21 protein-coding genes and 1 pseudogene are annotated in these 21,723 nt (G+C 48.1%); 6 read left to right on the top strand and 16 right to left on the bottom strand.

Annotation, left to right across the window (positions count from 1 at the left end):
* Together ET33_RS38085 and ET33_RS32350 are read right to left on the bottom strand one after the other, a co-directional pair.
* Positions 1 to 142: helix-turn-helix domain-containing protein (locus tag ET33_RS38085; RefSeq protein WP_081890601.1), on the bottom strand; the 142-nt coding region annotated here is incomplete at its 3' end.
* 367 nt (positions 143 to 509) lie between these two features.
* Positions 510 to 767, bottom strand: coding sequence for a hypothetical protein (locus ET33_RS32350; RefSeq protein ID WP_036692123.1), 258 nt, complete (start codon positions 765 to 767; stop codon positions 510 to 512).
* A 49-nt stretch (positions 768 to 816) separates the two neighbouring features.
* On the opposite strand from ET33_RS32350, the pseudogene ET33_RS32345 reads away from it, so the two are divergent.
* Positions 817 to 1,271 (top strand): annotated as a pseudogene (locus ET33_RS32345) (hypothetical protein); the annotation flags it as partial.
* 33 nt (positions 1,272 to 1,304) lie between these two features.
* Here ET33_RS32345 and ET33_RS32340 read toward each other — a convergent pair.
* The gene (locus ET33_RS32340; protein ID WP_036692120.1) at positions 1,305 to 1,922 is read right to left on the bottom strand and encodes an FMN-binding negative transcriptional regulator; all 618 of its coding nucleotides are present in this window, start codon (positions 1,920 to 1,922) and stop codon (positions 1,305 to 1,307) included.
* 477 nt (positions 1,923 to 2,399) lie between these two features.
* On the opposite strand from ET33_RS32340, the gene ET33_RS40085 reads away from it, so the two are divergent.
* Complete coding sequence (locus tag ET33_RS40085) at positions 2,400 to 2,558, top strand: hypothetical protein (protein ID WP_235206876.1); 159 nt, start codon at positions 2,400 to 2,402, stop codon at positions 2,556 to 2,558.
* Between the two features lie 389 nt (positions 2,559 to 2,947).
* Here ET33_RS40085 and ET33_RS32330 read toward each other — a convergent pair whose 3' ends face one another.
* From ET33_RS32330 to ET33_RS32315, 5 genes are all read right to left on the bottom strand, one after another.
* Positions 2,948 to 3,352 (bottom strand): hypothetical protein, encoded by a 405-nt coding sequence (locus ET33_RS32330; RefSeq protein WP_051775906.1) that lies wholly within the window; start codon positions 3,350 to 3,352, stop codon positions 2,948 to 2,950.
* Positions 3,353 to 3,368: 16 nt separating this feature from the next.
* Positions 3,369 to 3,944: a TetR/AcrR family transcriptional regulator gene (locus ET33_RS32325; protein WP_036692116.1), complete on the bottom strand. Its 576-nt coding sequence runs from the start codon at positions 3,942 to 3,944 to the stop codon at positions 3,369 to 3,371.
* 230 nt (positions 3,945 to 4,174) lie between these two features.
* Positions 4,175 to 4,309 carry a hypothetical protein gene (locus ET33_RS38080; RefSeq protein WP_081890600.1) on the bottom strand — a complete coding sequence of 45 codons (135 nt, stop codon included), beginning with the start codon at positions 4,307 to 4,309 and terminating at the stop codon, positions 4,175 to 4,177.
* A gap of 538 nt (positions 4,310 to 4,847) precedes the next feature.
* Entirely contained in the window at positions 4,848 to 5,612 is a 765-nt protein-coding gene (locus ET33_RS32320; protein ID WP_036692112.1) for an SDR family oxidoreductase, read from the bottom strand.
* Between the two features lie 130 nt (positions 5,613 to 5,742).
* Entirely contained in the window at positions 5,743 to 6,564 is an 822-nt protein-coding gene (locus ET33_RS32315) for a MerR family transcriptional regulator (protein ID WP_036692108.1), read from the bottom strand.
* Between the two features lie 358 nt (positions 6,565 to 6,922).
* On the opposite strand from ET33_RS32315, the gene ET33_RS32310 reads away from it, so the two are divergent.
* On the top strand, positions 6,923 to 7,993 hold the full coding sequence (locus ET33_RS32310) for an SDR family oxidoreductase (RefSeq protein WP_036692103.1): 1,071 nt from the start codon (positions 6,923 to 6,925) through the stop codon (positions 7,991 to 7,993).
* Positions 7,994 to 8,041: 48 nt separating this feature from the next.
* Here ET33_RS32310 and ET33_RS32305 read toward each other — a convergent pair whose 3' ends face one another.
* The gene (locus tag ET33_RS32305; RefSeq protein WP_036692100.1) at positions 8,042 to 8,419 is read right to left on the bottom strand and encodes a winged helix-turn-helix transcriptional regulator; all 378 of its coding nucleotides are present in this window, start codon (positions 8,417 to 8,419) and stop codon (positions 8,042 to 8,044) included.
* 364 nt (positions 8,420 to 8,783) lie between these two features.
* On the opposite strand from ET33_RS32305, the gene ET33_RS32300 reads away from it, so the two are divergent.
* Both ET33_RS32300 and ET33_RS32295 read left to right on the top strand, forming a co-directional pair.
* Positions 8,784 to 9,080 (top strand): transposase, encoded by a 297-nt coding sequence (locus ET33_RS32300; protein ID WP_036692095.1) that lies wholly within the window; start codon positions 8,784 to 8,786, stop codon positions 9,078 to 9,080.
* Positions 9,081 to 9,236: 156 nt separating this feature from the next.
* Positions 9,237 to 9,737: an AAA family ATPase gene (locus tag ET33_RS32295; protein ID WP_088832249.1), complete on the top strand. Its 501-nt coding sequence runs from the start codon at positions 9,237 to 9,239 to the stop codon at positions 9,735 to 9,737.
* 313 nt (positions 9,738 to 10,050) lie between these two features.
* Here ET33_RS32295 and ET33_RS32290 read toward each other — a convergent pair whose 3' ends face one another.
* From ET33_RS32290 to ET33_RS32260, 7 genes are all read right to left on the bottom strand, one after another.
* Positions 10,051 to 10,467, bottom strand: coding sequence for a RidA family protein (locus ET33_RS32290; protein WP_081890599.1), 417 nt, complete (start codon positions 10,465 to 10,467; stop codon positions 10,051 to 10,053).
* 241 nt (positions 10,468 to 10,708) lie between these two features.
* Entirely contained in the window at positions 10,709 to 11,464 is a 756-nt protein-coding gene (locus ET33_RS32285; protein WP_200879265.1) for a GNAT family N-acetyltransferase, read from the bottom strand.
* Between the two features lie 194 nt (positions 11,465 to 11,658).
* The gene (locus ET33_RS32280; protein WP_036692091.1) at positions 11,659 to 13,341 is read right to left on the bottom strand and encodes a response regulator; all 1,683 of its coding nucleotides are present in this window, start codon (positions 13,339 to 13,341) and stop codon (positions 11,659 to 11,661) included.
* A gap of 12 nt (positions 13,342 to 13,353) precedes the next feature.
* The gene (locus ET33_RS32275; RefSeq protein WP_036692088.1) at positions 13,354 to 15,087 is read right to left on the bottom strand and encodes a histidine kinase; all 1,734 of its coding nucleotides are present in this window, start codon (positions 15,085 to 15,087) and stop codon (positions 13,354 to 13,356) included.
* A 38-nt stretch (positions 15,088 to 15,125) separates the two neighbouring features.
* Entirely contained in the window at positions 15,126 to 16,010 is an 885-nt protein-coding gene (locus ET33_RS32270; RefSeq protein ID WP_200879264.1) for a carbohydrate ABC transporter permease, read from the bottom strand.
* A gap of 31 nt (positions 16,011 to 16,041) precedes the next feature.
* Complete coding sequence (locus ET33_RS32265) at positions 16,042 to 16,902, bottom strand: ABC transporter permease (protein WP_036692083.1); 861 nt, start codon at positions 16,900 to 16,902, stop codon at positions 16,042 to 16,044.
* A gap of 144 nt (positions 16,903 to 17,046) precedes the next feature.
* Positions 17,047 to 18,690 carry an extracellular solute-binding protein gene (locus tag ET33_RS32260; protein ID WP_036692079.1) on the bottom strand — a complete coding sequence of 548 codons (1,644 nt, stop codon included), beginning with the start codon at positions 18,688 to 18,690 and terminating at the stop codon, positions 17,047 to 17,049.
* A gap of 412 nt (positions 18,691 to 19,102) precedes the next feature.
* Here ET33_RS32260 and ET33_RS36830 point away from each other — a divergent pair, with 412 nt between their 5' ends.
* Positions 19,103 to 21,706 carry a DUF4855 domain-containing protein gene (locus ET33_RS36830; protein ID WP_051775904.1) on the top strand — a complete coding sequence of 868 codons (2,604 nt, stop codon included), beginning with the start codon at positions 19,103 to 19,105 and terminating at the stop codon, positions 21,704 to 21,706.
* Positions 21,707 to 21,723 lie beyond the last annotated feature (17 nt).

The following is a 21,723-nucleotide window of genomic DNA, read 5'->3' as shown; positions in this document are numbered from 1 at the left end:
TGCCTGTTTCTTGGAAGGTGTCTTTCCACCTCGCAAGGAAGTGGTTAAAGACAAAGCGAGCGCATCCAAACATCTGATGGATCAGCGTCGTTTGCTCCTCCGTAGGGTAGATGCGAAAGCGAAAAGCTTTATGATGCAACATGCGAGCATCTACCTCCTTTGGTGATTTCATGATAATTATAGCACATATGTTCGTATTCATACACAAGAGATGCTGATTCATCTCCCCCTTATCGAAGAGGGAGTCTTCTCAGCCTTAACGATAAAAAAACTTGTTCACCACGCTATTCTGCCCGTTTATCTTAATACTTCATTGGAAGTCTAATTATTTATTCAGTCTAATGGTTTATTTTCTTGTGACAGGTTACCAGATGTCTTTTTTACGTTGGTACCATGAAGGGATATTACCAACAAGGGTCGTTTTTATTTGTTACACGGGGAGAAAAATTGCCCGTTGCGGAAATTTATTTAACGTGTCTCCAAAACAATCTGCGGCGTTTGTTGGATTCTCAGGGCAACTGTAGAATCCAACAAACAACTAGGAGCAACAAAAGAACTCCGGTAAATGCAGCTACCAAGATAGCTTTAGTAGATAAACGTGGTTCAACATTGTAAGGATGTGTTGGTGTCTCGTCAATCAACTCATCCAGTTGTTTTTTTAAAAATTTGCTGGCGAATAACTCATCTCGATTTTCAAGCTCCTTCCATATTGCATCGTGCATTAATTGGAGCTCCTGACGCTTCTCACTTTCCTTCAGAAGTGCCATTTATGTCTCACCTCCCAATAGTTAATTTAAGCCCTACTTAATTTACCATTATATCCTCATTCTCGGAGGAATCTATGGAACAATGCTTCCCGATGAATCGAAGAATTATCCTCATTGGGAATATGACTATGCCGGAGAACTAGGAAAACCAAGATTCGCTCTTGTTTTAACCGCTGAAGCACTAAGACAAAAACCATACGACTTTGTCGTAATGTCAGACTATGAGAAGTTCCAAGAGTTTAAGCAATCCGCAATGGAAGATGTATCCATATTCCATATTGCAGAAGAATGGCACGTTAGGTGGGTTATTCATGAAAAATTGAAGGAGTATAAAGGAAGAGACGATTTGGATGGCTGGGTTTCCGCAAGGACATACCAGATGTACAAAAGTTGTTGGAAGAGAATGCTAGATTAAATGCTGAGTTAGAGAAATATAAAAAAGCCATGAAAATGGCCGAGGGACACCTTTTTTATATCGGGCAGACAAAAAATAATGCCCTCTGACTGCCGCTGTTTTTATTGAACTATCGTCATCCGTTAGCTTAATGACCTAAGATTTTGTTTCATAAGAGAGGAGATTTTTTGCTCGTCTGTATTTTTGATTTTCTCTAGCTGTTGAATAATCAATTCCTGTCGTTGTATTGAATGATTTTGGCTTAACTTTGCTTTCCCTTCTATTCTGTTTATTTTCATTTTAAAGCCTTGAACTCCTTTATTCAAATCACTTAGAAAGTCAGGGTCTACATCCTGCAACCTGTAGGAACTATTAGGGGTTTCGTACTTCAATACCATATCATTAAAGGAAACCATTAACTCATTTTCGTCATCTATAAGTTCGACTTCCCCGTATACGTGAACAGTCACATAGTTCCATGTTGGAGCTGCCTTATTCGTCTCATACCAAGAAGGAGAGATATAACAATGAGGACCATGAAAAACTGCTAACACAATTTGATTCCTAATATCTTTCCATTGAGGATTTGGACGAGCAAAATGCCCGAATAGGTACATATGATTTTTATCGAGAATTAATGGCAAATGGGTAGCATATGGTGTCCCATCATGTTGAGAAAACAAAGTAGCAAAACTATTTTCTCTCATAATCTTGTAGGCAATTGATATATCCGTAATTTTAAAATGCGTAGGTATATACATATGGTTTTCTCCTCTCAAAAATTGTATCTTTTAACAAATAATAAGCAAAAGAGCGGACTGGTAGAAGAACCAATTTTAACACTTTTTATTGTACCACCCTGTCATGTCTTTTGTATAAATTGCTAAAATATCCTCCCGTTAGCGTAAACGATATTTTCGCCTTGTCTTTCTCGGATCGCCCCGATTATAGGGCGTAACGAGGTTGCAGCCAGACAGCTTGCGAGCCGTGCACGCCGTCGGGTTCAGGGAGCGAAAGCGACTGCGGATTCAGAGGAGTTCACGCGAAAAAGGGAGCTTGTAGATGCTTTCCTAGCTGCATCGCGTACCAGAGATTTTGAGAAGCTTCTCGCGGTATTAGACCCCGATGTTGTGCTCCGACAAGACCCTGCATTTCCACCGGTCGCAGCATGGCAAGTTGTTCACGGTGCGGAAGCTGTGGCCAAGGGCTTCGCTGGTCGTGCCCAGGGGGCAAGGCCAGTGCTCGTGAACGGATCTGTGGGCGTAGTCGTTGCTCCTCGCGGTCAAATGCTTTTCGTACTCGAGCTCAAGATTGTGGATGGCAAGATCACCGAGATCGAGATGATCGCCGATCAATCGCGGATTCGCCAGCTCGACTTAGCAGAATTGAAGGATTGATGGGTAAGCTTCAAAAAAACGCATTGTCTGCGACAGTGCGTTTTGTACTTTTTTCAAGATCATGTCTTTACTGCTTTTGCCAATGACTGTACCGTCTGAATCAAAAATAGCCGCTAACTCATCTGTCCTCAATACATCGCTCCGTGCAAAACTGCCCTTAAGCGAGAAGGTTACCGAGCCATTTGCTGTCGGCAGCCTTCTTCTGATGTACTTGTGCCATCGTTCCTCGTTAGTTCAGCAATTCTCGTACACAGTCCGCCGCATAACCCGGTAAATGAGAGCACCGCTTCAGAGTACCACTCCGGCATTCAAGGCGATACCTTGCGGAAATGATAATTCAGGTTTGTCACATTTTCATGTGGACTCAGACCGGCCTTCCTCTCTGTACCTCATGATGGGCGAAAGATGAGAATGGCAGTCATCAGGAGCAGTGCGCTACAAATGAACTGTTCAACTTTCATCCAGACTGGCAAGGCCAGAAAGAAAAGCACGGCGGTGAACGCGATGAGCAAGATTATCACGACGATGCGCAATCGTAGCAATGCTCGCGGCTTGCCGGCGGCTGCCTGATTGGCGAAGACGAACGTAAGGACGGATGTAATCGCAACAATGATCCCGCGTACCCAAGCCTCCGAGTTAACTTGGTCTGGAGCGACGCGCGATAAAACTATGATCGCCGCGACGGTAAACCAGCTTATCACGAGATAGGCGCCGATAAGCCTTCTGACAAGACGAAAAGCCGATGACACTTTCTGCGGATTCGGATGATTGGCAGTCAAGTTTTTGTCCAGCATATAATTCCTTTCCGCGCTATGAGAGCGCCGTAGCTTTGTCGAAAAGCTGTATGGCCTCGTTGATGTAGTGTTCGAAGTCCAAATCAGGATGCGTTGTGAAGTAGAAGGATGCTCCATCGACCACGGAACGGATGGCTAGCGCCATCACCAGGGGATCGAAGGAACCGAACTCGCCCGCTTTCTGGCCGGATGACAACAGCGTTGCCAGAGGCGTGACCGCATCGGTACCGTCGCTCTTGAGTCCTCCATTCTCAATAATCCGGTGAACGGCGTTGACATGAGCGGCATGTTCAGCGATGAAGTGCAGATTAGAGGACAAATAGGCGCAGAGTTTATCGCGATAAGTCTCGACAGCCATGATTCGTTCGGTCATGAAGGCAGCACCTGTCTGATAGAGCGTGATGACCACCTCTTCATAAATCGCTTCCTTCGTCTTGAAATGATACAGAACGGTGCTCTTACTCGTCTCTGCTTCCTTGGCGATTCTATCGACTGATGCAGCAGCGTAGCCTTCGCGATTGATGACGATGATCGCGGCACTGAGTATGTCCTCACGTCGGGCTCTTTGGGTGCGTGTAAATGATTTCTGCATAATAAATTAGACCTCCCGGTTTTATATTAGACCAAATGGTCAGTTTTTGTCAAGCTAAGAGCGCTTGAACTAGGTGCTTTCAGTCCTTTATCCGAACTTTTTGCCGATACCGAACTCTCAACCTTTGATTTGTTTTCCGAGCTGGTACTCGTACAGCACTCTTCTGCCCGTTACTTCAATAAACATCAAGAGGAGCTGCCCTTACGGCAGCTCCACGCTATCGTTCCCCGTTAGCTCAATCGGCCAATATATGCATCACACAAATCCGATTTCGTGAGAACAGCAACCGGTGTTGTTTCACTGTCCCATGCAATCGACAAACACCGCTCAAGTCTACGCAGATTAAAATCGTTATTGAGTGCCATACAGATAAAGACGGTATCGATTGGCGCTGGTGACGGTCATCCAGTCCATAGGCACCCTGGTTGAAGTTTTCAAGGGCAGACTTTGCTTCAAGTACCGTCCTGTCAAGGTATCCGCGCGGAGCAAGCCCGCAAAGTCGCCTTCGTAGACGATTTCTCCGCCGCGGGTTCCCGCAAATATGTCACGTTATGTCATATTAAAAAAAGAGAGGATATCTTTTTAACAATGCTGTCCGTTAGAGCAATTCCCTAAAAGCAATACAAACATTTCTTCTACGTGGGTTCTCATCAATCATTGAAAAAAGTATTAAACCGCATATTATTCTCAAGAATCTGCCCAACCTTTTATTCTGCCGCCAAGCATTGTGGTTTATTCATTAACTTAAATTGCCCGTTCAATAAACGAGCAGACTGTGGTAGCCTGCTCAACAATATGTAGTATTCAACTATCAAGAACTTTACCATAAGTAACGGCAAGTTTTACGAAGATTAAACATTAAAACAGCCCATCCATCTTGCATGGAAGGGCTGTTGATTGAAATTATAAGTGTGATCCGCCTGTGGCATCAACCATCTGTCCGGTAATCCAACGGCCGTCCGATGACGAGAGGAAAGCCACGATGTCCGCAATATCCGAAGCTTCGCCAATCCTGCCTAGGGCAGACATTTCGGCTGCATGCTGTTGGCCTTCCGGCGTATGCAGCCATTCCGCATTCACGTCCGTATCGACGATGCCAGGGAGTACGGCATTAACTGTAATGCCGCGGGACCCTAATAGTTTCGCAAGATGCAGGGTAAACGTATTTATGGCACCTTTCGTCAAGTTGTACGCCATGATATGGGGATACGCAATTCGTGTAACGCCTGAAGAGATGTTGATAACTCGTCCTCCGTCACGCAGAAACTGTGAAGTTTGCTGGACGAGAAAAAACGGTGCTTTTACATTCACTGCAAATATCGCGTCGAATTCTTCCTCCGTAGTTTCCTCTAATGTTTTGGAAGTTCCTATACCGGCATTATTAACGAGAATATCGATTTGGTTCTGACCAGTTAGGCGAAGGAGCTCTTCCTTCATAGTTTGAACCAAATCCGTTACCCCAGCAACGGTTTCGAGATTTGCTCCTATAGCCAAAGCTTGTCCTCCATGCGCTTCAATGGTGCGGACAACTTCTTCTGCAGCAACACGGCGATTGCCATAGTGAACGATAACCAGAGCGCCCTCTTGCGCCAGTTGCAGCGCAATTCCTTTTCCGATACCGCGACTTCCGCCTGTGACTAGTGCAATTTTTCCTTCCAATCGTTTCATAGATCTCACTCCCTTATGATGTGTAATGCTACTGTATACCTTCCCGTTAAGGGGAGAGTCAAGAGGGATTACAAAACTATTTTCAGAGAAAAAATGAACTCCGGAAGGAGGCATGGAGACACTAATGATCTTAACCAAGCTCAAGAGGAACCAACAATTCGGCCAAGCGCATTTTTCCGTAAATATCTTTGTCCGAAGTTAAATAGATTTCACGGATCGGATCTTTATAGGAACGGACATAGCCTTGAGACGAGATCCATGATGCTAACTGATCCGCAGCAAGGCAAGAGTCATCGTAAGGACTACAGAGGTGTACAAGGGAAGCGGCCGCTTTTAACTCGGGAAGTAAGCGGACATTCACTCTTTCGTTGCTTGGAATAGCCTTTGTCAGCGGTACTGCAACCTCTAGATCGGCTTGATCTGTGTACGTGCCGCCATGATCATACCATAAAATCGTCAGATCTCGTCCTTCGTCCTCCCCATACGAATTGACGTACTTTGTGAGTTCGTCAAGCAGTAGACATAGGTGCGTACGCGGAACGATATCACGAATCGAAGCCGTAAGTTGAGGCTGTACGTTACGAACGGTTATCGGTGTTTCATGTTGGCGTTGATCCGCTTCTTCGACACGGGCAATCCTGTTATCGATTTCTTTCAACTGCTGCTGCGCTTCCAGGATGGAACGCTCAAGTTCTTTCTTCTTATCGGCTAACTTTAGTTTTACTTCAGGTAATGGGTGCTCTTCCATAAAGGTTTTTATTTGATCCAGCGTGAAGCCATGTTCCTTAAAGGCGGTAATGCGCTTAGCGGTCAGAAGCTGCTCCTGGGTGTAGTACCGATAGCCATTATTAGGATCTATAACGGCGGGCTCAAGCAGCCTCACGCTATCGTAAAATCTTAACGCCTTGACGGAAATACCACTCAACTTTGAAAAAGCACTGATCTTTAGCATTTCACAACTGACTCCTTTATCAAAGGCACTTTATCCAATGACTATACAATAACAAAAATCATAAAGAAATATCAGCGGGAAAAACTTGCCGTTACTGATAGCGCGATGATCCATATCATAAATACCATTAATCTGCTCGTTAACTTAATCTACCTTTGAAAAGCTAGCGCCGCCGAGTATACCCATCCACCATGATGATTAAGAAAGCAAAGAGGGAGTTGACTGACTTCTTTTCGTCTGAATATACCTCAATTACTTTAAAGTGCTCAAGTCACTTTAAAGTGCGTACTTCCTATGTATGGTTAGTTGATGCAAAATAATGTTGCACAAAGAATAGTACAGAAGGAGCTGACACACTATGAATATTGAATCTACAACAACACGCAAAGTCGCCTTGGTCGTGGGTGCAAATGGTGTTATAGGTCGCAACCTCATCGATCACCTCATCACTCTCCCTGATTGGGACGTAATCGGCGTATCGCGTCGCGGTGGAGAATCTAGCAACCGTGTTCGATATGTGGCTGCGGATCTACTCAATATAGACGAGCTTCACGAGAAGTTAAGCAATTTAACTGAGGTAACACACATTTTTTATGCTGCTTACCAAGACCGTCCAACTTGGGCTGAACTTGTTCCACCGAATCTCGCCATGTTAGTGAATATCATAGAAGTGATCGAACCAATCGCGTCGGGCTTGAAACATGTGAGTCTGATGCAGGGATACAAGGTATACGGCGCACATCTCGGTCCGTTCAAAACTCCTGCTCGTGAGACAGACGCCAACCACATGCCTCCTGAGTTCAATATTGATCAGCAAGATTTCTTAGAACAACGGCAAAAAGGTAAGACTTGGACTTGGTCGGCACTCCGTCCTTCTGTAGTCTGCGGCTTCTCGCTTGGAAATCCGATGAACCTCGCAATGGTCATAGCGATTTACGCTTCAATTTCGAAGGAACTTGGAATTCCTTTGCGGTTTCCAGGTAAGCCGGGAGCTTACAACAGCCTCTTGGAGATGACAGACGCTGGGCTTCTCGCAAAGGCAACAGTATGGGCGGCGACTGACGAGCGCTGTGCGAATCAGGCATTCAACATTACGAACGGCGATCTGTTTCGTTGGAATGAGTTATGGCCGAAGATCGCTCAATACTTTGGCGTGGAAACAGCGCCTCCGTTGCAGATGTCTCTGGACGTTGTCATGGCAGACAAGGAGCAGCTTTGGAACAAAATGGTTGAGAAGCATGGGCTTGCTCGGAATTCCTATAAAGATGTATCCTCTTGGCAATTCGGCGATTTCGTGTTTGCATGGGATTACGATTTTTTTGCCGACGGAACTAAGGCTCGTCGTTTAGGCTTTCACGAATTCGTCGATACCGAAGCAATGTTTATGAACATCTTCGACGATTTCCGCAAGCGTAAAGTCATCCCGTAAACTACCGTATAAAATAAGAAAGCCGACCTTGTATATTGGGTCGGTTTCTTAACTGTTATTTACGTCTGTAAGCATTGGATTAAGAACGGTAGCCTTTCCCTCGTACTTTCTCTCTATATGCGAATCCCCCCAACGGCACATCAGATGTAGGATTTCCTTTAGACTCCAGCCGTAGTCTGTCAACTCATACTCAACTCTCGGTGGTACCTGATTATAGGAAATACGTAAGATGACGCCCTCTTCTTCAAGCTCCCGAAGGTGCTGCGTTAACATCTTTTGAGTAATTGCGGGAATCAAGCTCTTAAATTCATTATTACGTTTCTTACCAAATGTCAGATGAAAGAGAATAACGGGTTTCCATTTCCCACCAATCACCTCTAAAGTTGCCTCTACTGCAGTGTTGTAAATTTTTTCAGTCTTTTGCACACAACTTGCCCCTTTTCGAATATTTCGACACAGGTCATTGGAAACTCCAGATGAATTGGAGCAATTAAATGGCCCCTATTAAACATTATAACTACAACCAAAATATTACGCTATCCTGCCCGTTCGTATTATGTGATCAACCAGTTCTTTCTGGTTGATCCTTTTTCATTTAGGGTCGACGATAGTAGGTAGCCGGGTCGAACGTACCTGCCCGTGGGACCTGATCCCGTCAGCTATAATGTTCACCCCTACTTGTTATTACCATGTTTGAGGCTGGTTGGACTCGGATCCCATATAACAAGCGATGCTATGGAATACAAGAAGGTCTAGGGGGTACCGGCAAATTCATTAAGGGGGAGGTTTAATGAATCCAGTTATCGGTCTAGATATTTCTAAGGCGGAGAGTCATGGACAAGCTTTTTTAGATCGTAGCAAACCTCATGGATCGATCTTTAAATTTGAACATACTCAGGAGGGTTTGTCGATCCTGCTTCGAGTGATTCAGGAACTACAAGAAAAGGCAATGGTACAACCAGTAATTATCCTAGAAGCTACCGGTCATTATCAAAGTCCCGTTGTTCAATATTTTCGTCACTTCCGCATGGAACGCATCCTTCGGAAGCTGCTTCAGGTGGGCGAACAGCCGGTCTATTCCGCATAATTACAATAGTCCCCGTGCTTTCCCCAATCAAATTTTTCGCCGTCACTTATGGTACGGTTCACCGCGCTGTCTGAAACGGAAAATTTTGACACCTAAGCCCTCTTACTCTATGCTATTATTGACAAATCATTTTTCATAGAAATTGGGTGACTGGTAATGGAAATTACACATTCGACATCAAAACATAAGGCGATCATTCTGGTAACAGGGATGTCAGGTACAGGGAAAACATCGGTTCTGAACGAACTGGCTCGCAGAGGGTATCGAGTTGTCGATACGGATTACGATGGGTGGAGCGAGAATGTGGATGGTTCCGGGTGGTTATGGCGCGAGGATCGAATCGAGAAGCTGCTCGCGGAACACGCTGAAGGCGCTTTATTCATATCGGGCACTGTATCAAATCAGGTGAATTTTTACCCGAAATTCGATGCAATCGTGCTGCTGAGCGCCCCTCTGGAAATCATCCTCGAACGTGTGGCTTCCCGCAAGACAAACGATTACGGTAAAACTTCCGAAGAGCGTGAAGAGATTATCCACTATGTCAAAACCGTTGAGCCTCTATTGCGTTCCGGAGCTACTTTTGAAATTATTACCCACAAGCCCCTTGATCAAGTTGCAACAGAGCTGGAGATGATTGCCAACGGACAGGCTCTCTAATGCAAAAATCTTGCCGTTACTTATGGTACGGTTCTCCGTATCACTCCCAAAATAGATCCCATCCAAACCATGGTGGATTATCTTCGTCTGTCCAAACTGGTAAACGGAATCACCATGGAAGGAATAAATTATGCCGTAGTCCATACCGAACTGATTGTAGAAAAAGATACGTACTACATATCCATGTCATTAAAGCATAAGCATGCGCCATAAACTCGTTTAATCTCCCGCGGAAGAAATTTTTCCCATACCAAATGGGTTCAGCATCAAGACTCTATACATACTGCGGGGTATACACATGATGGATACAAACTTAGTCCTTATCTTCAATGACAGCAATTCCATCTATTTCAAGAAGGCAAGATGGACGCGCAAATTCCGAAACAAATAGAACGGTGACCAAAGGTGGATTATCTAATTCACCTGCCACCTCTAGGAATGCTTTGTAACCAATTCGCGGGTCGCTTCCACGGACTAAATAGATATTGAGTTTAACCAGATTGGCGAAACTTGCATTTTCAGAAGCTAAAATAATTGCGATATTATTAAGCGCCTGCTTTGTCTGCAATTCCAAATCACCGGCTCCAACCAGTTCACCTGTTGAATTAATAGCATTTTGTCCGCCTATATAAATTGTTTTTGCCTTTCCACTTACGGTAATCGCTTGACTAAATGCTTTTGAGAAGAATAAACCCTCCGGATTTTTATGCTCCATTTTGAAAGTAGACATTGGTTCTCCTCCTTAAAGATCGTGTTCTATATTTTTATTATAAGTAACTTCACTGACAGCTACTGTCAGTGAGGATATCAGGATTTATAATATCTAATAACTCAGACGTTATATCAATGAGTCTGTACCAGCTTTCCACCACATTGAACAAATATATGAATAAGTTCGAGATTTAACAAAAAATGCACCTATGCCGGATGTCCGGGTAGGTGCATTTTTATGTCGGCTGCGTGAGGGGCTTTCAGTCCGTGGAGTCGGGAGAAACCACATCCCACTTTCCAAATAGCGTCAAACCCGCCGCTTTAGCCAGCGACACGGACGCTTGGTTATCGAGCTGGCATCGGTACTGGGGTTCGTATCCCTGATCATAGGCGTGCTTGCAGATGGAACGCACCACTTTGCGGGCGTGACCTTTTCCTCTAAAGGACGTCAGAGTCAGCACGCCGAGATCCGCAATTTGCGAATCCTCCCAGGGATACATACTGGCGGCGCTGACCAGGCGGTCTTGCTCAAAAGAACCGAACACCGCCCAGTGACCCAACTCCACATAAGCATCATCCAAGTCTTGTTCCGAGGCGGAGGACTCGAACTCGGAGAAAACCGCTTCATCTTGCTCTGTTAACTGGCGCAAGTCACCTTCCAGGTGTTCTTGCAGCAATACGTTCTTTTCAGCCTCTGAAAAATAAAAAACATAGTCCGCGCCATGCAGAGTGACTCCCGCTTCGTTCAATTTCCGGCGAAAGATCGACTCAGACAGGTCTTGTCGTTGATCAAGGCCTGCCTTATCGGCCAGCACAGGCGTCAGAACCGCCATAACCCGGCCGTCAGCGGTTTCCAGCACCATGACCCGACTGTCTTCGTCCAGATCCGGGTTGATGGCGACAGTAAAGACTTCATCGCTATAGAGGACGTCTCCGTTCAAAAATTGCGCCCGCCAAAAGTCAGTTATCGTTTGTGAAAATAAAGGCATACTTTCTCGACTTGGTTGATTGGTCATTAGGTTCACTTCCTTATATTTTAGGCTTCTTTTTTACGGTCGGCAGGACCAGCATGTACCAAAAGCATATCTAAGTTATAGCACAGCAACATTCGTAAAGAACACTGATCGTTTGGTTTAAAAAAACTTTTCCTTCCGAAACTAAAAAAAATCAAGCCATCTCGATCGAAACAAGACGGTTTGATTTTTTTCATTTAACTATGCGAACTAGGCATCGGGCTTCGCGCCGTGCGAAAATCCTGCGGCGTCGTCTCGTTCTGCTTCTTAAAGAAGCGAATAAACGCAAGCGCCGAGTTATAGCCCAGAGCGGCCGCGATTTCATTGACTTTCATCGAGGTGTTCAGAAGCATGTCTTTTGCGATCACGTTCTTGTAATCGTTCACATATTTCGATAGCCCGATCCCGGTCATTTGCTTATACAGCCTGGATAAATACGACGGGTTCAAGCCCACGTAATCCGCCAGAGCCGTTAACGAAATATCGGTAGCGATATGCTCCTCGATATAGCGGTGCACCTTATTCACCACCTCCGTCGGCAGCTGCAAGCCCCGCTGCGCGTTCCATTCGAAGATGCAATCGGCGATTTTCCAATAATATTCGATCAGCCCCGGCCAGGAAGCCGAATCGTCATAACGGAACAAAATGTCGAGGTCCACCTGCAAATTGACGTGATCGCGAATGTCCCGATATTTGTACAGATAGAACAAAAACACGGACGAGAGGGAATGGTACAGCTCGCTCTTCCGCTCACAGGGCGTGTCCGGGTCGTTCCATATGGCGGTCAGCTCGACGAACAGCTTGTTGAACTGCTCGCGGTGATTGTTCTCCAGACAGGTCATGAGCAATTGTACCCGAGCGTGGAAGAACCCGTCATGGTAGCTTTCCGCTTTATCGTTAGAGTCCGCCTTCTGCATGTCCTTATCGGTCATAATGACCTCGTGCAATAACCCGTGTCCCTGCATCAGGCCGTATTTGATCGAATGAAACCGGTCCGACAGGCTGTTCCACGGGATCGCCTCGCTGCCCAGCAAGAACGAGACCGACAGCCGCAGCAGCTTCTTGCACGTTTCCTGCACGCTGTCCAGAATACCGCTCGTATACCGGTGGGCTCTCATCCAATCCAGGCCGCCGGCATGACCGGACAGCTCGTCGGAAGCTTTCGGCTGAATGATCCAGACGATCTTGGACAGCTCGAAGACGACGGAAAAGCTTCGTACCTGTGCCGACAAATACTCGTCGCAAATATTTTGCAGCGCATAGGTGAGCAGCGCTTTATCCGGCATGGTGAACATCTCTTTCCAGGCATCGACCCTTCCCATGAGCAAATACACCGGCATAGTCGCATCGAGCGGAATATCGATTTCTTTAAAAGCCTGCTTGAGCTCCTCCCCTGTGACCTGCTTGCCTTGCAGGAGTCCCCACATGAACTCCTTTTGCAGCGAGGGCAAGGCCTGTCTCATCTTGGATTGCGCTCTCGCAATCATCTGCACTTGATCCTGTTCCTCTTCGATTTTCTCGATAGCCCGTTCGACGGATTGAATAATTTTTTCGTCGCTTTCGACCTTCAGAATGTAATCGAACCCGCCGTAAGTAATGGCGCTTCGGGCATAGTGGAAATCGTTATAGCCGGTCAGAAAAATCACCTTGCAGGCGGGCCACTGCGACTTGATTTCCCGCAGCAGCTCGATCCCTTCAATGCCGGGCATCTTAATGTCGGACACGACGATGTCGATCCGGTGATGGGACAGCACCTCAAGCGCTTCTTCGCCCGAATAAGCACTCATCACCTCAAGCGGCAGATGACTGGTTTGCTCGAATAGCTCAAGAAGGCCGTCGACGATAATGGGAAGATCATCCACGATCAGCAGTCGGTACATGCCGTTCCCCCTTTAGCTTACGCTCAGTTTGATGATGACTTGCAGCCCACCCAGCTCCGAACGGGACACGGTAATGCCGTATTCTTCTCCATAGCGCAGCTGAATCCTGCGATGGACGTTCATAAGGCCGGTCGTTTCCTCGATCCGGTTCGAGGAATAGCGCAGCTTCTTCTGCAGCAGGTCGATCTCCTCGTCCGTGATGCTTTGGCCGTTATCTTCGACATAGAGCAAGAAGTCGCCGTCCCTCCGCTCGCTATGCACCCACAGTTCGCCGGGCTGGAGCATATTGCCCAACGCATGCTTATACGCATTCTCGATAATCGGCTGCAGAATAAGCCACGGCACGTCTATCGCAGGGACATCTCCCTCGAACAAAACCTGAATCCGTTCCCCGTAGCATATCCTTTGCATCTCGACATACGTACGGGAATGCTCCACCTCCAGCTCAAGCGGGATTTCATCCTCGTCGTTACGGGTAATGAACTGGAAGTATTGCCCGATATATAAGCAAAATTGATACGCTTTCTCCTTCTGGCTCTCGGATTTAATCAGCCGGCACAATACAAAAAAGCAATTATATAAAAAGTGAGGATTAATCTGCGATTGCAGCCGCTTCAGCTCCGAACGCTGATTCCGGATTTGCTGCTCGTAGTTTTCCTCGATCAACGTTTTCAAGGACCGCACCGTGTCATTGAAGGCCCGGTACAAATACCCGAATTCATCCGCTCCGCGATCGATGAGGATCGGCTCCAGCCGGTTCTGCTGAACGCGGCGGAAGGAATGCACCAGCTTCATCAATGGCCGGTAAATAAACCGCAATAGAAAATAAGTAAAAAACATCACGATACAAACGGCCAGCGCGCACGCCCACCAGAACAACGTCCGATACATCTGCAGCGAGCCCAGAACCATCTCTTCCGGGATGCAAGTAATGGAATAGGAATTCCAGAGATTAGAATATTTATACACCACAAGATACCTTTTATGGTCATGAACGATCGTTTCATGACCTTCCTCGGATTGCAATTCCCGCTTCTCCAAGGCAAAAGACTTCATTCGCTGAAGCAACGCCGGGTCCATCCCCGTCTCCATGCTCCAGCCCAGCTCCAAATTCAGCAGGACGCTCTGCCCGCCTCGCGTCCGGCCGATTTGCGCGAGCGTTTCCTTAATCTTGGCTGCCGACAGCTCGACCCCCAGAATATATAACGGACTTCGGACTGTATTTCCGGGATATGGCATCGTAATGAACAGCCGGTCGTTCCAGTAAATGAACGGCGCTTCGTACAACTTCGCATTTTGCTGCATCGCCGTATATTCCTCCGGGTCCAGACGGGTCTCATAATCGTTGCTGAGAATGCTGCGCTTGAGGAGCGGGACATAGGCCTTCGCCTCTTCGATAAAAGGACTTGAATTTTTCATCAGCTCAAGCCGCCGCTGAATATCCAATATTTTGCGCGTCCGCTCATACGGACTCATGTCATTGCCGGTTGCCGCAAGCTCCATCAAGTCCGTATCCATCACATAGTTGGGCAAATAACGGCTGATGCGATCCGCTTCCTTGTCCAGCGAGTCCATATAGAACCGTGTCGTATTCAGAACCGACTCCGTGATCTCGCTGCGGATATTGTCCGAGCCCTTCTCGTTGATCGTCCAAGTAATCGCCATCAGCGGCAGCAAAGCCGCCAGAAAAGCGGCCATAACCTTCTTGAATATCGAGGAATCACGCAAAAAGAATAAGCCGTTCATCTTATGTTCTCCTCTAATGCCTGCAGACCGCTTCGCTATTATCCTTTTACACTCCCCATGACGATTCCTTTAATGAACAGCTTCTGCAAGAACGGATACACCACCAGGATGGGAAAGGCCGCTACGAAAATTTGCGCCGCTCTGCTCGTGCGGTCGGACAGCTTAAGCATCAGCTCAGCATTCTCCGCTTTAATAAAGCGGAAATCCATCTTGATAATGACCGTCTGTAAAAACGTTTGCAGCGGATAATTTTCAGTATGATTCATATACAGCATTCCGTCAAACCAGCTGTTCCAATGGCCGACCATCGTGAACAGTCCCGTCGTGGCCAAGGCAGGCAAGGAGAGCGGCACGTAGATTTTCCATAAGGTCGTAAAATGGCCTGCGCCGTCGATCCGCGACGATTCCTCCAGCTCCTTCGGCAAATTGCGATAAAAATTCAGCAGCAGGATGACATTGAATACCGGAACGGCTGTCGGCAAGATCAACGCCCAGATGCTGTCGATCAAGTTCAGCGATTTTATCGTAAGAAAGGTGGGGATCAGACCACCGCTGAACAAAATCGTAAAGACGAAGAACCAAGCGTAAAACGTTCGCAGCCGGAATTGCCGAGGCTCCTTAGACAATGGATAGGCCGTAAGAATCGTCAAAAACATGCTGAGGGTCGTTCCCAGCACGACGCGCTGGACCGATACCCAGAACGCCCGCAAATATTCAGGCTTGCCGAACACGTTATTGTAGGCGGCCGTTGTGAACTCGACCGGCCACAGCGTAACCTTACCGGCCGCGGCGGCAGTGCCGGAGCTGAACGAAATGGCCAAAATATGAATAATCGGCATCAGACATAGGAACGACAGAAGCGCCAGGAAGATGTAGTTGCACGCGATAAATAGTTTGCGGCCCAAGGATGTCTTTATCGCCACGGTAGGCCTCCTTTCTGATAACGGACGAAGCTTAGAAAATCCGGTAATTCGCTACGCGATAGGCGAGTACATAGGAAATAGCGATCAAGAGGAACGATACGACGGATTTCAACAGACCTACCGCCGTGGCGAAGCCGAACTGCGCCTGCTGCACCCCCATGCGATAGACGAAGGTATCGATAATGTCTGCGCTTTCATAGACTGGCGGGCTGTACAGGTTGAAGATTTGCTCGAAGCCGGCATTGAGGACGTTCCCGATATTCAGCGTCAGCATCAGAATGACGATCGGCATCATGCCGGGCAGCGTGATATGGAAGGTTTGCTTCCATCGCCCCGCGCCGTCAATTTCCGCCGCTTCATAGAGCGACGGGTTGATGTTGGTTAGCGCCGCCAGATACACAATCGTGCCGAAGCCGAATTCCTTCCATACATCCGACAGCACCATCGCATACGGAAACCAGGCGTTGCTTCCCAAGAAGAAGATAGGCTGGATACCGAATAGCCCGAGAAATTGATTGAGAATGCCGGACGATGGAGACAAGACGTCGACCAAGATCCCGCTTAACAGCACCCACGATAAAAAGTGGGGCAAGTAGACGAGCGTCTGGAACGTCCGTTTGATCCATTCTCTCCGCAGCTCGTTCAGCAGGATGGCCACCGTGATCGGCACGACCAGACCGGCAATAATTTTCATTACGGCAATATAGACGGTATTGAAGAAAATACGCCCGATATCGGGATAATCGATCAATAGCTGAAAGTTTTTCATCCCGATGAAGGGTGAGCCGAACAAGCCTCTGTTCGGGATATATTTCTGGAAGGCCATGATGAGGCCCGCCATGGGAACATAGCTGAATATTACCACCAGCACGATTCCCGGAATCAGCATCATATGCAGAGGCCACTCCCGCCTCCACATCCGTGTCAGTCCATTCACGCCATTCACCTCGCGTATGCCTAAAGATGTTGTTGCCGTACCATGAAAAAAGAGGGAGGGACGGTGTACGCCCGATCCCTCGATTCGCCCGGATAGCCGTTATTTCTTCGTTTTATACCATTCGTTCACTTCTTTGGTCATGGCATCGCCACCAAGCTTCTTCCATTCTTCCACGAATTTATCGAATTCATCGACCGATACTTGATTCATAATGATTTTAAAATAGACCTCGTCCCGCTTCTTGAGCAAGATTTCCTGTCTTTCGGCCATAGTCGGCGTCGGCGCGCCATAAAATTTATTTTGCAGATACTGCTTGTTCTTCTGGATGGCCGGAATAAGCGAATACACGCCATTCGGACCGGAAATCAGATATTCCCACCACATGCTCGTATCGCCGTTCACGTACTTCATCGCACGCTCATATCGCGTTTTCTGGTCCTTCGACTCCAGAATACCCGTATCCTTATTGGCAATCGCTTTAGGCAGCACCTCGCCGTTGTTGTCGATCTGCTTGCCGACGCGAAGCGGATTGATCAGCCAGTAATTGTTGCCCTTCTCTTTGCGGTCTTTCCCGAACTCGTACACCTTCTGCTCTTCGGTCGGGTGGTTGTCGACGGCGATCCATTGGTTCAGCAGCTTGATGACGCCCTCCGGATGCTTCGCTTTCTTGGAAACGACGTAATATTCGTCCACGCCCAGCCCGATTTGCGATAAGGCCGGGTTGCTATCCACCGTCGGAATCGGGAACGCTCCCCACTCCTGCACTTCTTTTCCGTCCTTCACGGCCCCTTTGACGAGCTGGGCCGGCGTCCACGATGCGCCATAGACCATCCCGATGCCGTTGCCGTAGATGAGCTCAGCCTCTTTCTCCGCATCCTTCACCGCAAATTCGGGATCGATCAACCCTTTCTTGAACATGTCCTGCAATGCGGCCAGCGCTTGCTTCACCTGCGGCTGAATATCGCTGTTGACCAGCCCGCCCTTGCCATCCTCGATCCAAATATTTTCATAGGCATGGTATCCGTTCAGGAAAGCCCGCAATCCCGTGACCCCGGTTTCAATATTAAAAGGATTTTTGCTGATCGCGAGTCCGTACGGCTTCCCCGTACCGCCGGGATCTTTGGTTTTAAAAGCTTCGGCGATCGTCATCATGTCTGCCATCGTCTTCGGCTCGGGCAAATTCAACTTCTTCAGCCAGTCCGTACGCACATACAGAAACTGGTAATTGTACGGATTATAGGTGTTCGGAATCGCCATCAGTTTATTGTCGAACATGGCCGTCTTCATCTGCATGCCGCCGTCCATCGTCAGATACTTCTTCGTTTCGTCCGTGGCATACTTGTTGTACACTTCCGTCAGGTCCATGATCATATCGGCTTCGGTCAGCTCTTTCAATTGCGTCGCGTTCACCGGGAAAAAGTCCGGAAGATCGCCGGATGCGATCGTGATTTTGACCTTTTCCTTGAATTGGCTCGTATCGGCTACCCACTTGTTGGTCACTTTGACGCCGATGTCTTTTTCGTACGCATCATACACGGCGTTCTTGGTAAAGTTCTCGCCTTCGTCGAACTTCAGATATTGATCGCTTGGCGAAACTGTCGAAACCTCGATCACACCGCTTCCTTGGCCGGACGCTGCGTTATCCGCTTTGTTTTCCGATTCGTTTGCGTTGCTGCTGCATGCCGTAACCGCCAAGCTCATCGCCAATGCGGCGAACGAAAGCGTCTTCGTTGTCTTCTTCATGCTACCCCTCCAACTTATGTTACAAGCCTCCGGATTGTCTTTCCTTAGTATGGATAACGCCACCTGCTTAGTTCAAGTATAGGCAGGGGACGCGCCTTCAACCATATACTACTCTTTACTTTCGTATACACCTCTTGACGTGGCCGTGCCTTGTACGGAAGGAAACAAGTAAACAATTGTATACAAAAGTCATAACTTATCTCTTTGAAAAAATGCCCAAATTTCTTATTCTTACAGTAAGAAGATTCCTCCATGCGTCAAGCGTTGACCGCGAAGGAATCGTCAGGAAAGGAGGCTCTGCCGCATGAATGGACCCAAAGTTTGAACCAAACGTCTCCTATATGCTGGATTCGAACGTGATCTATCTAGAGCTTGATGCTGCATTAACTCAACGTTGGAAGGAGCGGGATTGATGGGATTGAAAATAAAATGGACAGCCGTCATCATGACTGCCGTCATGATGTTATCACAGATTTCCGCCGTGCAAGCGGAAGAGGCGAAGCCTAAGGAACGTAACCTTGCTTTAGGGTTGAATTATACATGGTCGCAAGCGCCGGAAGCGGCCCATCCGGATAATAACCGGAAGCTGACCGACGGAAAATATGGCTCATTGGATATGTCGGACCCGGCGTGGGTAGGACATGTGCAGAAGAAGACGCGCGAGGTCGTGTTCGATCTGGGCGAGCGAAAGTCGATCTCGAAAGTTAAAGCGCATTTCCTGCAGGATTGGCCGACGAATTCGATTCTTGTCCCGTTGTCGGTGTCGATGTATGCCTCTGACGACAGCCAAAATTGGGGAGCGCTTTCACACAAGGCTACCCAGCTTCTCTGGGGAGACGGTCCTCCAAGACAAGAGACCTTCGAATGGGACGGAAGCCGGGACGGCATCCAAAGCGAGAAAACCGTTACGGGGATGGTTTACGCCCGTTATGTGAAAGTCGCCTTCCCGATGCATACCCGGGCGTGGAGCCTCATCGATGAAGTGGAGATTTGGGGCACAGATGGAAAAGTGGCAGGAGCGGTAACGGTTCCTCCCGATCCAGTGGGCTTCTTAAAGCCGGGAGAAGCGACAGCCGGCATCAACCACTTGGGCCTGCTGTACAACGGGCATTACAAGGATAATCTGGGCGATTGGACGAAAGAACGGATCATTCCGAATATCAGCTATGTGAATCAGGCCGGACAACCGGTGGATCGGCTGTTTGACGGCGTGCTGTTTCTCGGTCTTACATCGCCGGCCGGCCGGGGCTACGACGGGAAAGCCAATCTGGAAGATTGGCAATGGTATCTGAATAAGACTTTCGCCACAACCGGCGACATGCAACAGCTTAACGAAGCGACCAAGGAGGTCGGGGCCAAGCTGGGGCAGCCGGATTATAAGGAGAAGGTCGTCCTGATGATTCCGGACCCGGGAGAGTACTTGAACGATTTCGGCGTCGTGAACGGAGAGTCTTTAAGCTTTAACGCTTCGACGGTCGGAGAAGCGAAAGCGTTCGCCAATCGGGAAAAAGCGATCCAATGGTGGCTCGATCAAGTGAAGCAAAAGTGGGAAGCGGCTCGATACTCCAATCTGGAGCTTGCCGGCATGTACTGGCTGGAAGAGCAGATCAGCACCAGCGCGAAGGGACCGGATTTGCTTCGTTCGACGAGTGCCAAGGTTCATAACAACGGTCTGAAGTTTTTCTGGATTCCGCATTTCTTGGCTTACAAGAGCTTTATGTGGAAGGATGTCGGCATTGATGCCGTCAATTTCCAGCCGAACTATTTCTTCGAAGAAATGGGCTATGACCGTCTGGAAGATGCCGCAAACACCGCCAAGCGGTACGGGATGTCCAACGAGCTGGAGTTCGACGATCGCATGCTGACGGATAGCGTATTCCGCGACCGGTATATCGATTATTTGAACAGCGGTGTAGAAACCGGCCTGATGCAGGAAGGCTTCAAAGCGTATTACCAAGGCAACAATGCCGTATACAATACGGCGGTGAGCGCCGATCCGACCAACCGGGTGTTGTACGACTGGCTGTATCAATTCGTCAAAGGCACGTATGTCAAAAACACGGCCGTCGCTCCGGAAGCCGAAGTGCAAATGAACGGGAAAACGATTCAAAACAAAGTCCTCGCGCCGGATACGGAGCCTGTTCAGTTTGCATGGAAACCGAAAAACAATGACGGCAGCGGGCTGACCAAGGTCACCGCTACGTTTGACGGCAAGCCTTATACGGCAGGAACCGTCATGAATCTGGCGGGCAAGCTTGGGAAACATGAGCTGATCGTTACGGTGATTGCGGCGGGCAAATCCCGGAAAATCACTTATGTGATCGAAGCGTCCACCAGCGCAGCAGCCATGAAGCAGTTAGCCGACCGTTTCGCGGCGGAAAACCAGATCACGAATGCCAAAGCGGCTCGTGCGCTCATCAAAGATCTGGAAATGATGACCCACCTCGAAGGGTCCAATCCAACAAAGTTTATCGATTTTCTGAAAGTATTTAACGCCCGGCTGGATCGTGTGAAGGAAGAGCATATGATTACGGATACGGCGTACAATGCGCTCAAGGAAGGCGTCTATTACCTGATTGGCAATCTGGCGGAAAATAAAAAGGCCGAAGCCTCTTCGGTAGAAGGCGATAAGCCCGGCTATGCCGCAGAGAAAGCGGTGGACGGCTCCCCTGTTACCAGATGGGCGAGCGAATACAGGGACAATACGTGGTTCCAGGTCGATCTCGGCGCACCGACGGACATCGATACGGTGAGAATCGATTGGGAACTCGCCCGGGCGAAAACGTTCCAGCTGCTTGTTTCCAACGATAAGCTGAACTGGACCAACGTGACGCAGGCGAATGGCGGCATGATTACGGCAACGGACGGGAAACAAACGGTGCATTTTAACCCGGTCCAGGCCAGATACGTGAAATTCCAAGGCATTCAAAGAGCGACGGATTACGGATACTCCTTCTATGAATTTGGGGTTTACAGCCTTTCCGGAGCTAAAAAGTTAGCGTCGTTCGACGAGTAGCAAACGAAATGCAGGGG

This window comes from Paenibacillus tyrphae (assembly GCF_000722545.1).
GTDB classification, from domain to species: Bacteria; Bacillota; Bacilli; order Paenibacillales; family NBRC-103111; genus Paenibacillus_G; species Paenibacillus_G tyrfis.
The sequence above is the reverse complement of the archived record's forward strand: the minus strand, read 5'-3'. Positions and strand labels throughout refer to the sequence as shown.

Coding starts and splice junctions, on each gene's coding strand:
- ET33_RS32350 (WP_036692123.1), bottom strand. CDS start 767: ATGGCACTTCTGAAGGAAAGTGAGAAGCGTCAGGAGCTCCAATTAATG.
- ET33_RS32340 (WP_036692120.1), bottom strand. CDS start 1,922: ATGTATATACCTACGCATTTTAAAATTACGGATATATCAATTGCCTAC.
- ET33_RS32330 (WP_051775906.1), bottom strand. CDS start 3,352: ATGCTGGACAAAAACTTGACTGCCAATCATCCGAATCCGCAGAAAGTG.
- ET33_RS32325 (WP_036692116.1), bottom strand. CDS start 3,944: ATGCAGAAATCATTTACACGCACCCAAAGAGCCCGACGTGAGGACATA.
- ET33_RS38080 (WP_081890600.1), bottom strand. CDS start 4,309: ATGGCACTCAATAACGATTTTAATCTGCGTAGACTTGAGCGGTGTTTG.
- ET33_RS32320 (WP_036692112.1), bottom strand. CDS start 5,612: ATGAAACGATTGGAAGGAAAAATTGCACTAGTCACAGGCGGAAGTCGC.
- ET33_RS32315 (WP_036692108.1), bottom strand. CDS start 6,564: ATGCTAAAGATCAGTGCTTTTTCAAAGTTGAGTGGTATTTCCGTCAAG.
- ET33_RS32310 (WP_036692103.1), top strand. CDS start 6,923: ATGAATATTGAATCTACAACAACACGCAAAGTCGCCTTGGTCGTGGGT.
- ET33_RS32300 (WP_036692095.1), top strand. CDS start 8,784: ATGAATCCAGTTATCGGTCTAGATATTTCTAAGGCGGAGAGTCATGGA.
- ET33_RS32295 (WP_088832249.1), top strand. CDS start 9,237: ATGGAAATTACACATTCGACATCAAAACATAAGGCGATCATTCTGGTA.
- ET33_RS32290 (WP_081890599.1), bottom strand. CDS start 10,467: ATGTCTACTTTCAAAATGGAGCATAAAAATCCGGAGGGTTTATTCTTC.
- ET33_RS32285 (WP_200879265.1), bottom strand. CDS start 11,464: ATGACCAATCAACCAAGTCGAGAAAGTATGCCTTTATTTTCACAAACG.
- ET33_RS32280 (WP_036692091.1), bottom strand. CDS start 13,341: ATGTACCGACTGCTGATCGTGGATGATCTTCCCATTATCGTCGACGGC.
- ET33_RS32275 (WP_036692088.1), bottom strand. CDS start 15,087: ATGAACGGCTTATTCTTTTTGCGTGATTCCTCGATATTCAAGAAGGTT.
- ET33_RS32265 (WP_036692083.1), bottom strand. CDS start 16,902: ATGATGCTGATTCCGGGAATCGTGCTGGTGGTAATATTCAGCTATGTT.
- ET33_RS32260 (WP_036692079.1), bottom strand. CDS start 18,690: ATGAAGAAGACAACGAAGACGCTTTCGTTCGCCGCATTGGCGATGAGC.
- ET33_RS36830 (WP_051775904.1), top strand. CDS start 19,103: ATGGGATTGAAAATAAAATGGACAGCCGTCATCATGACTGCCGTCATG.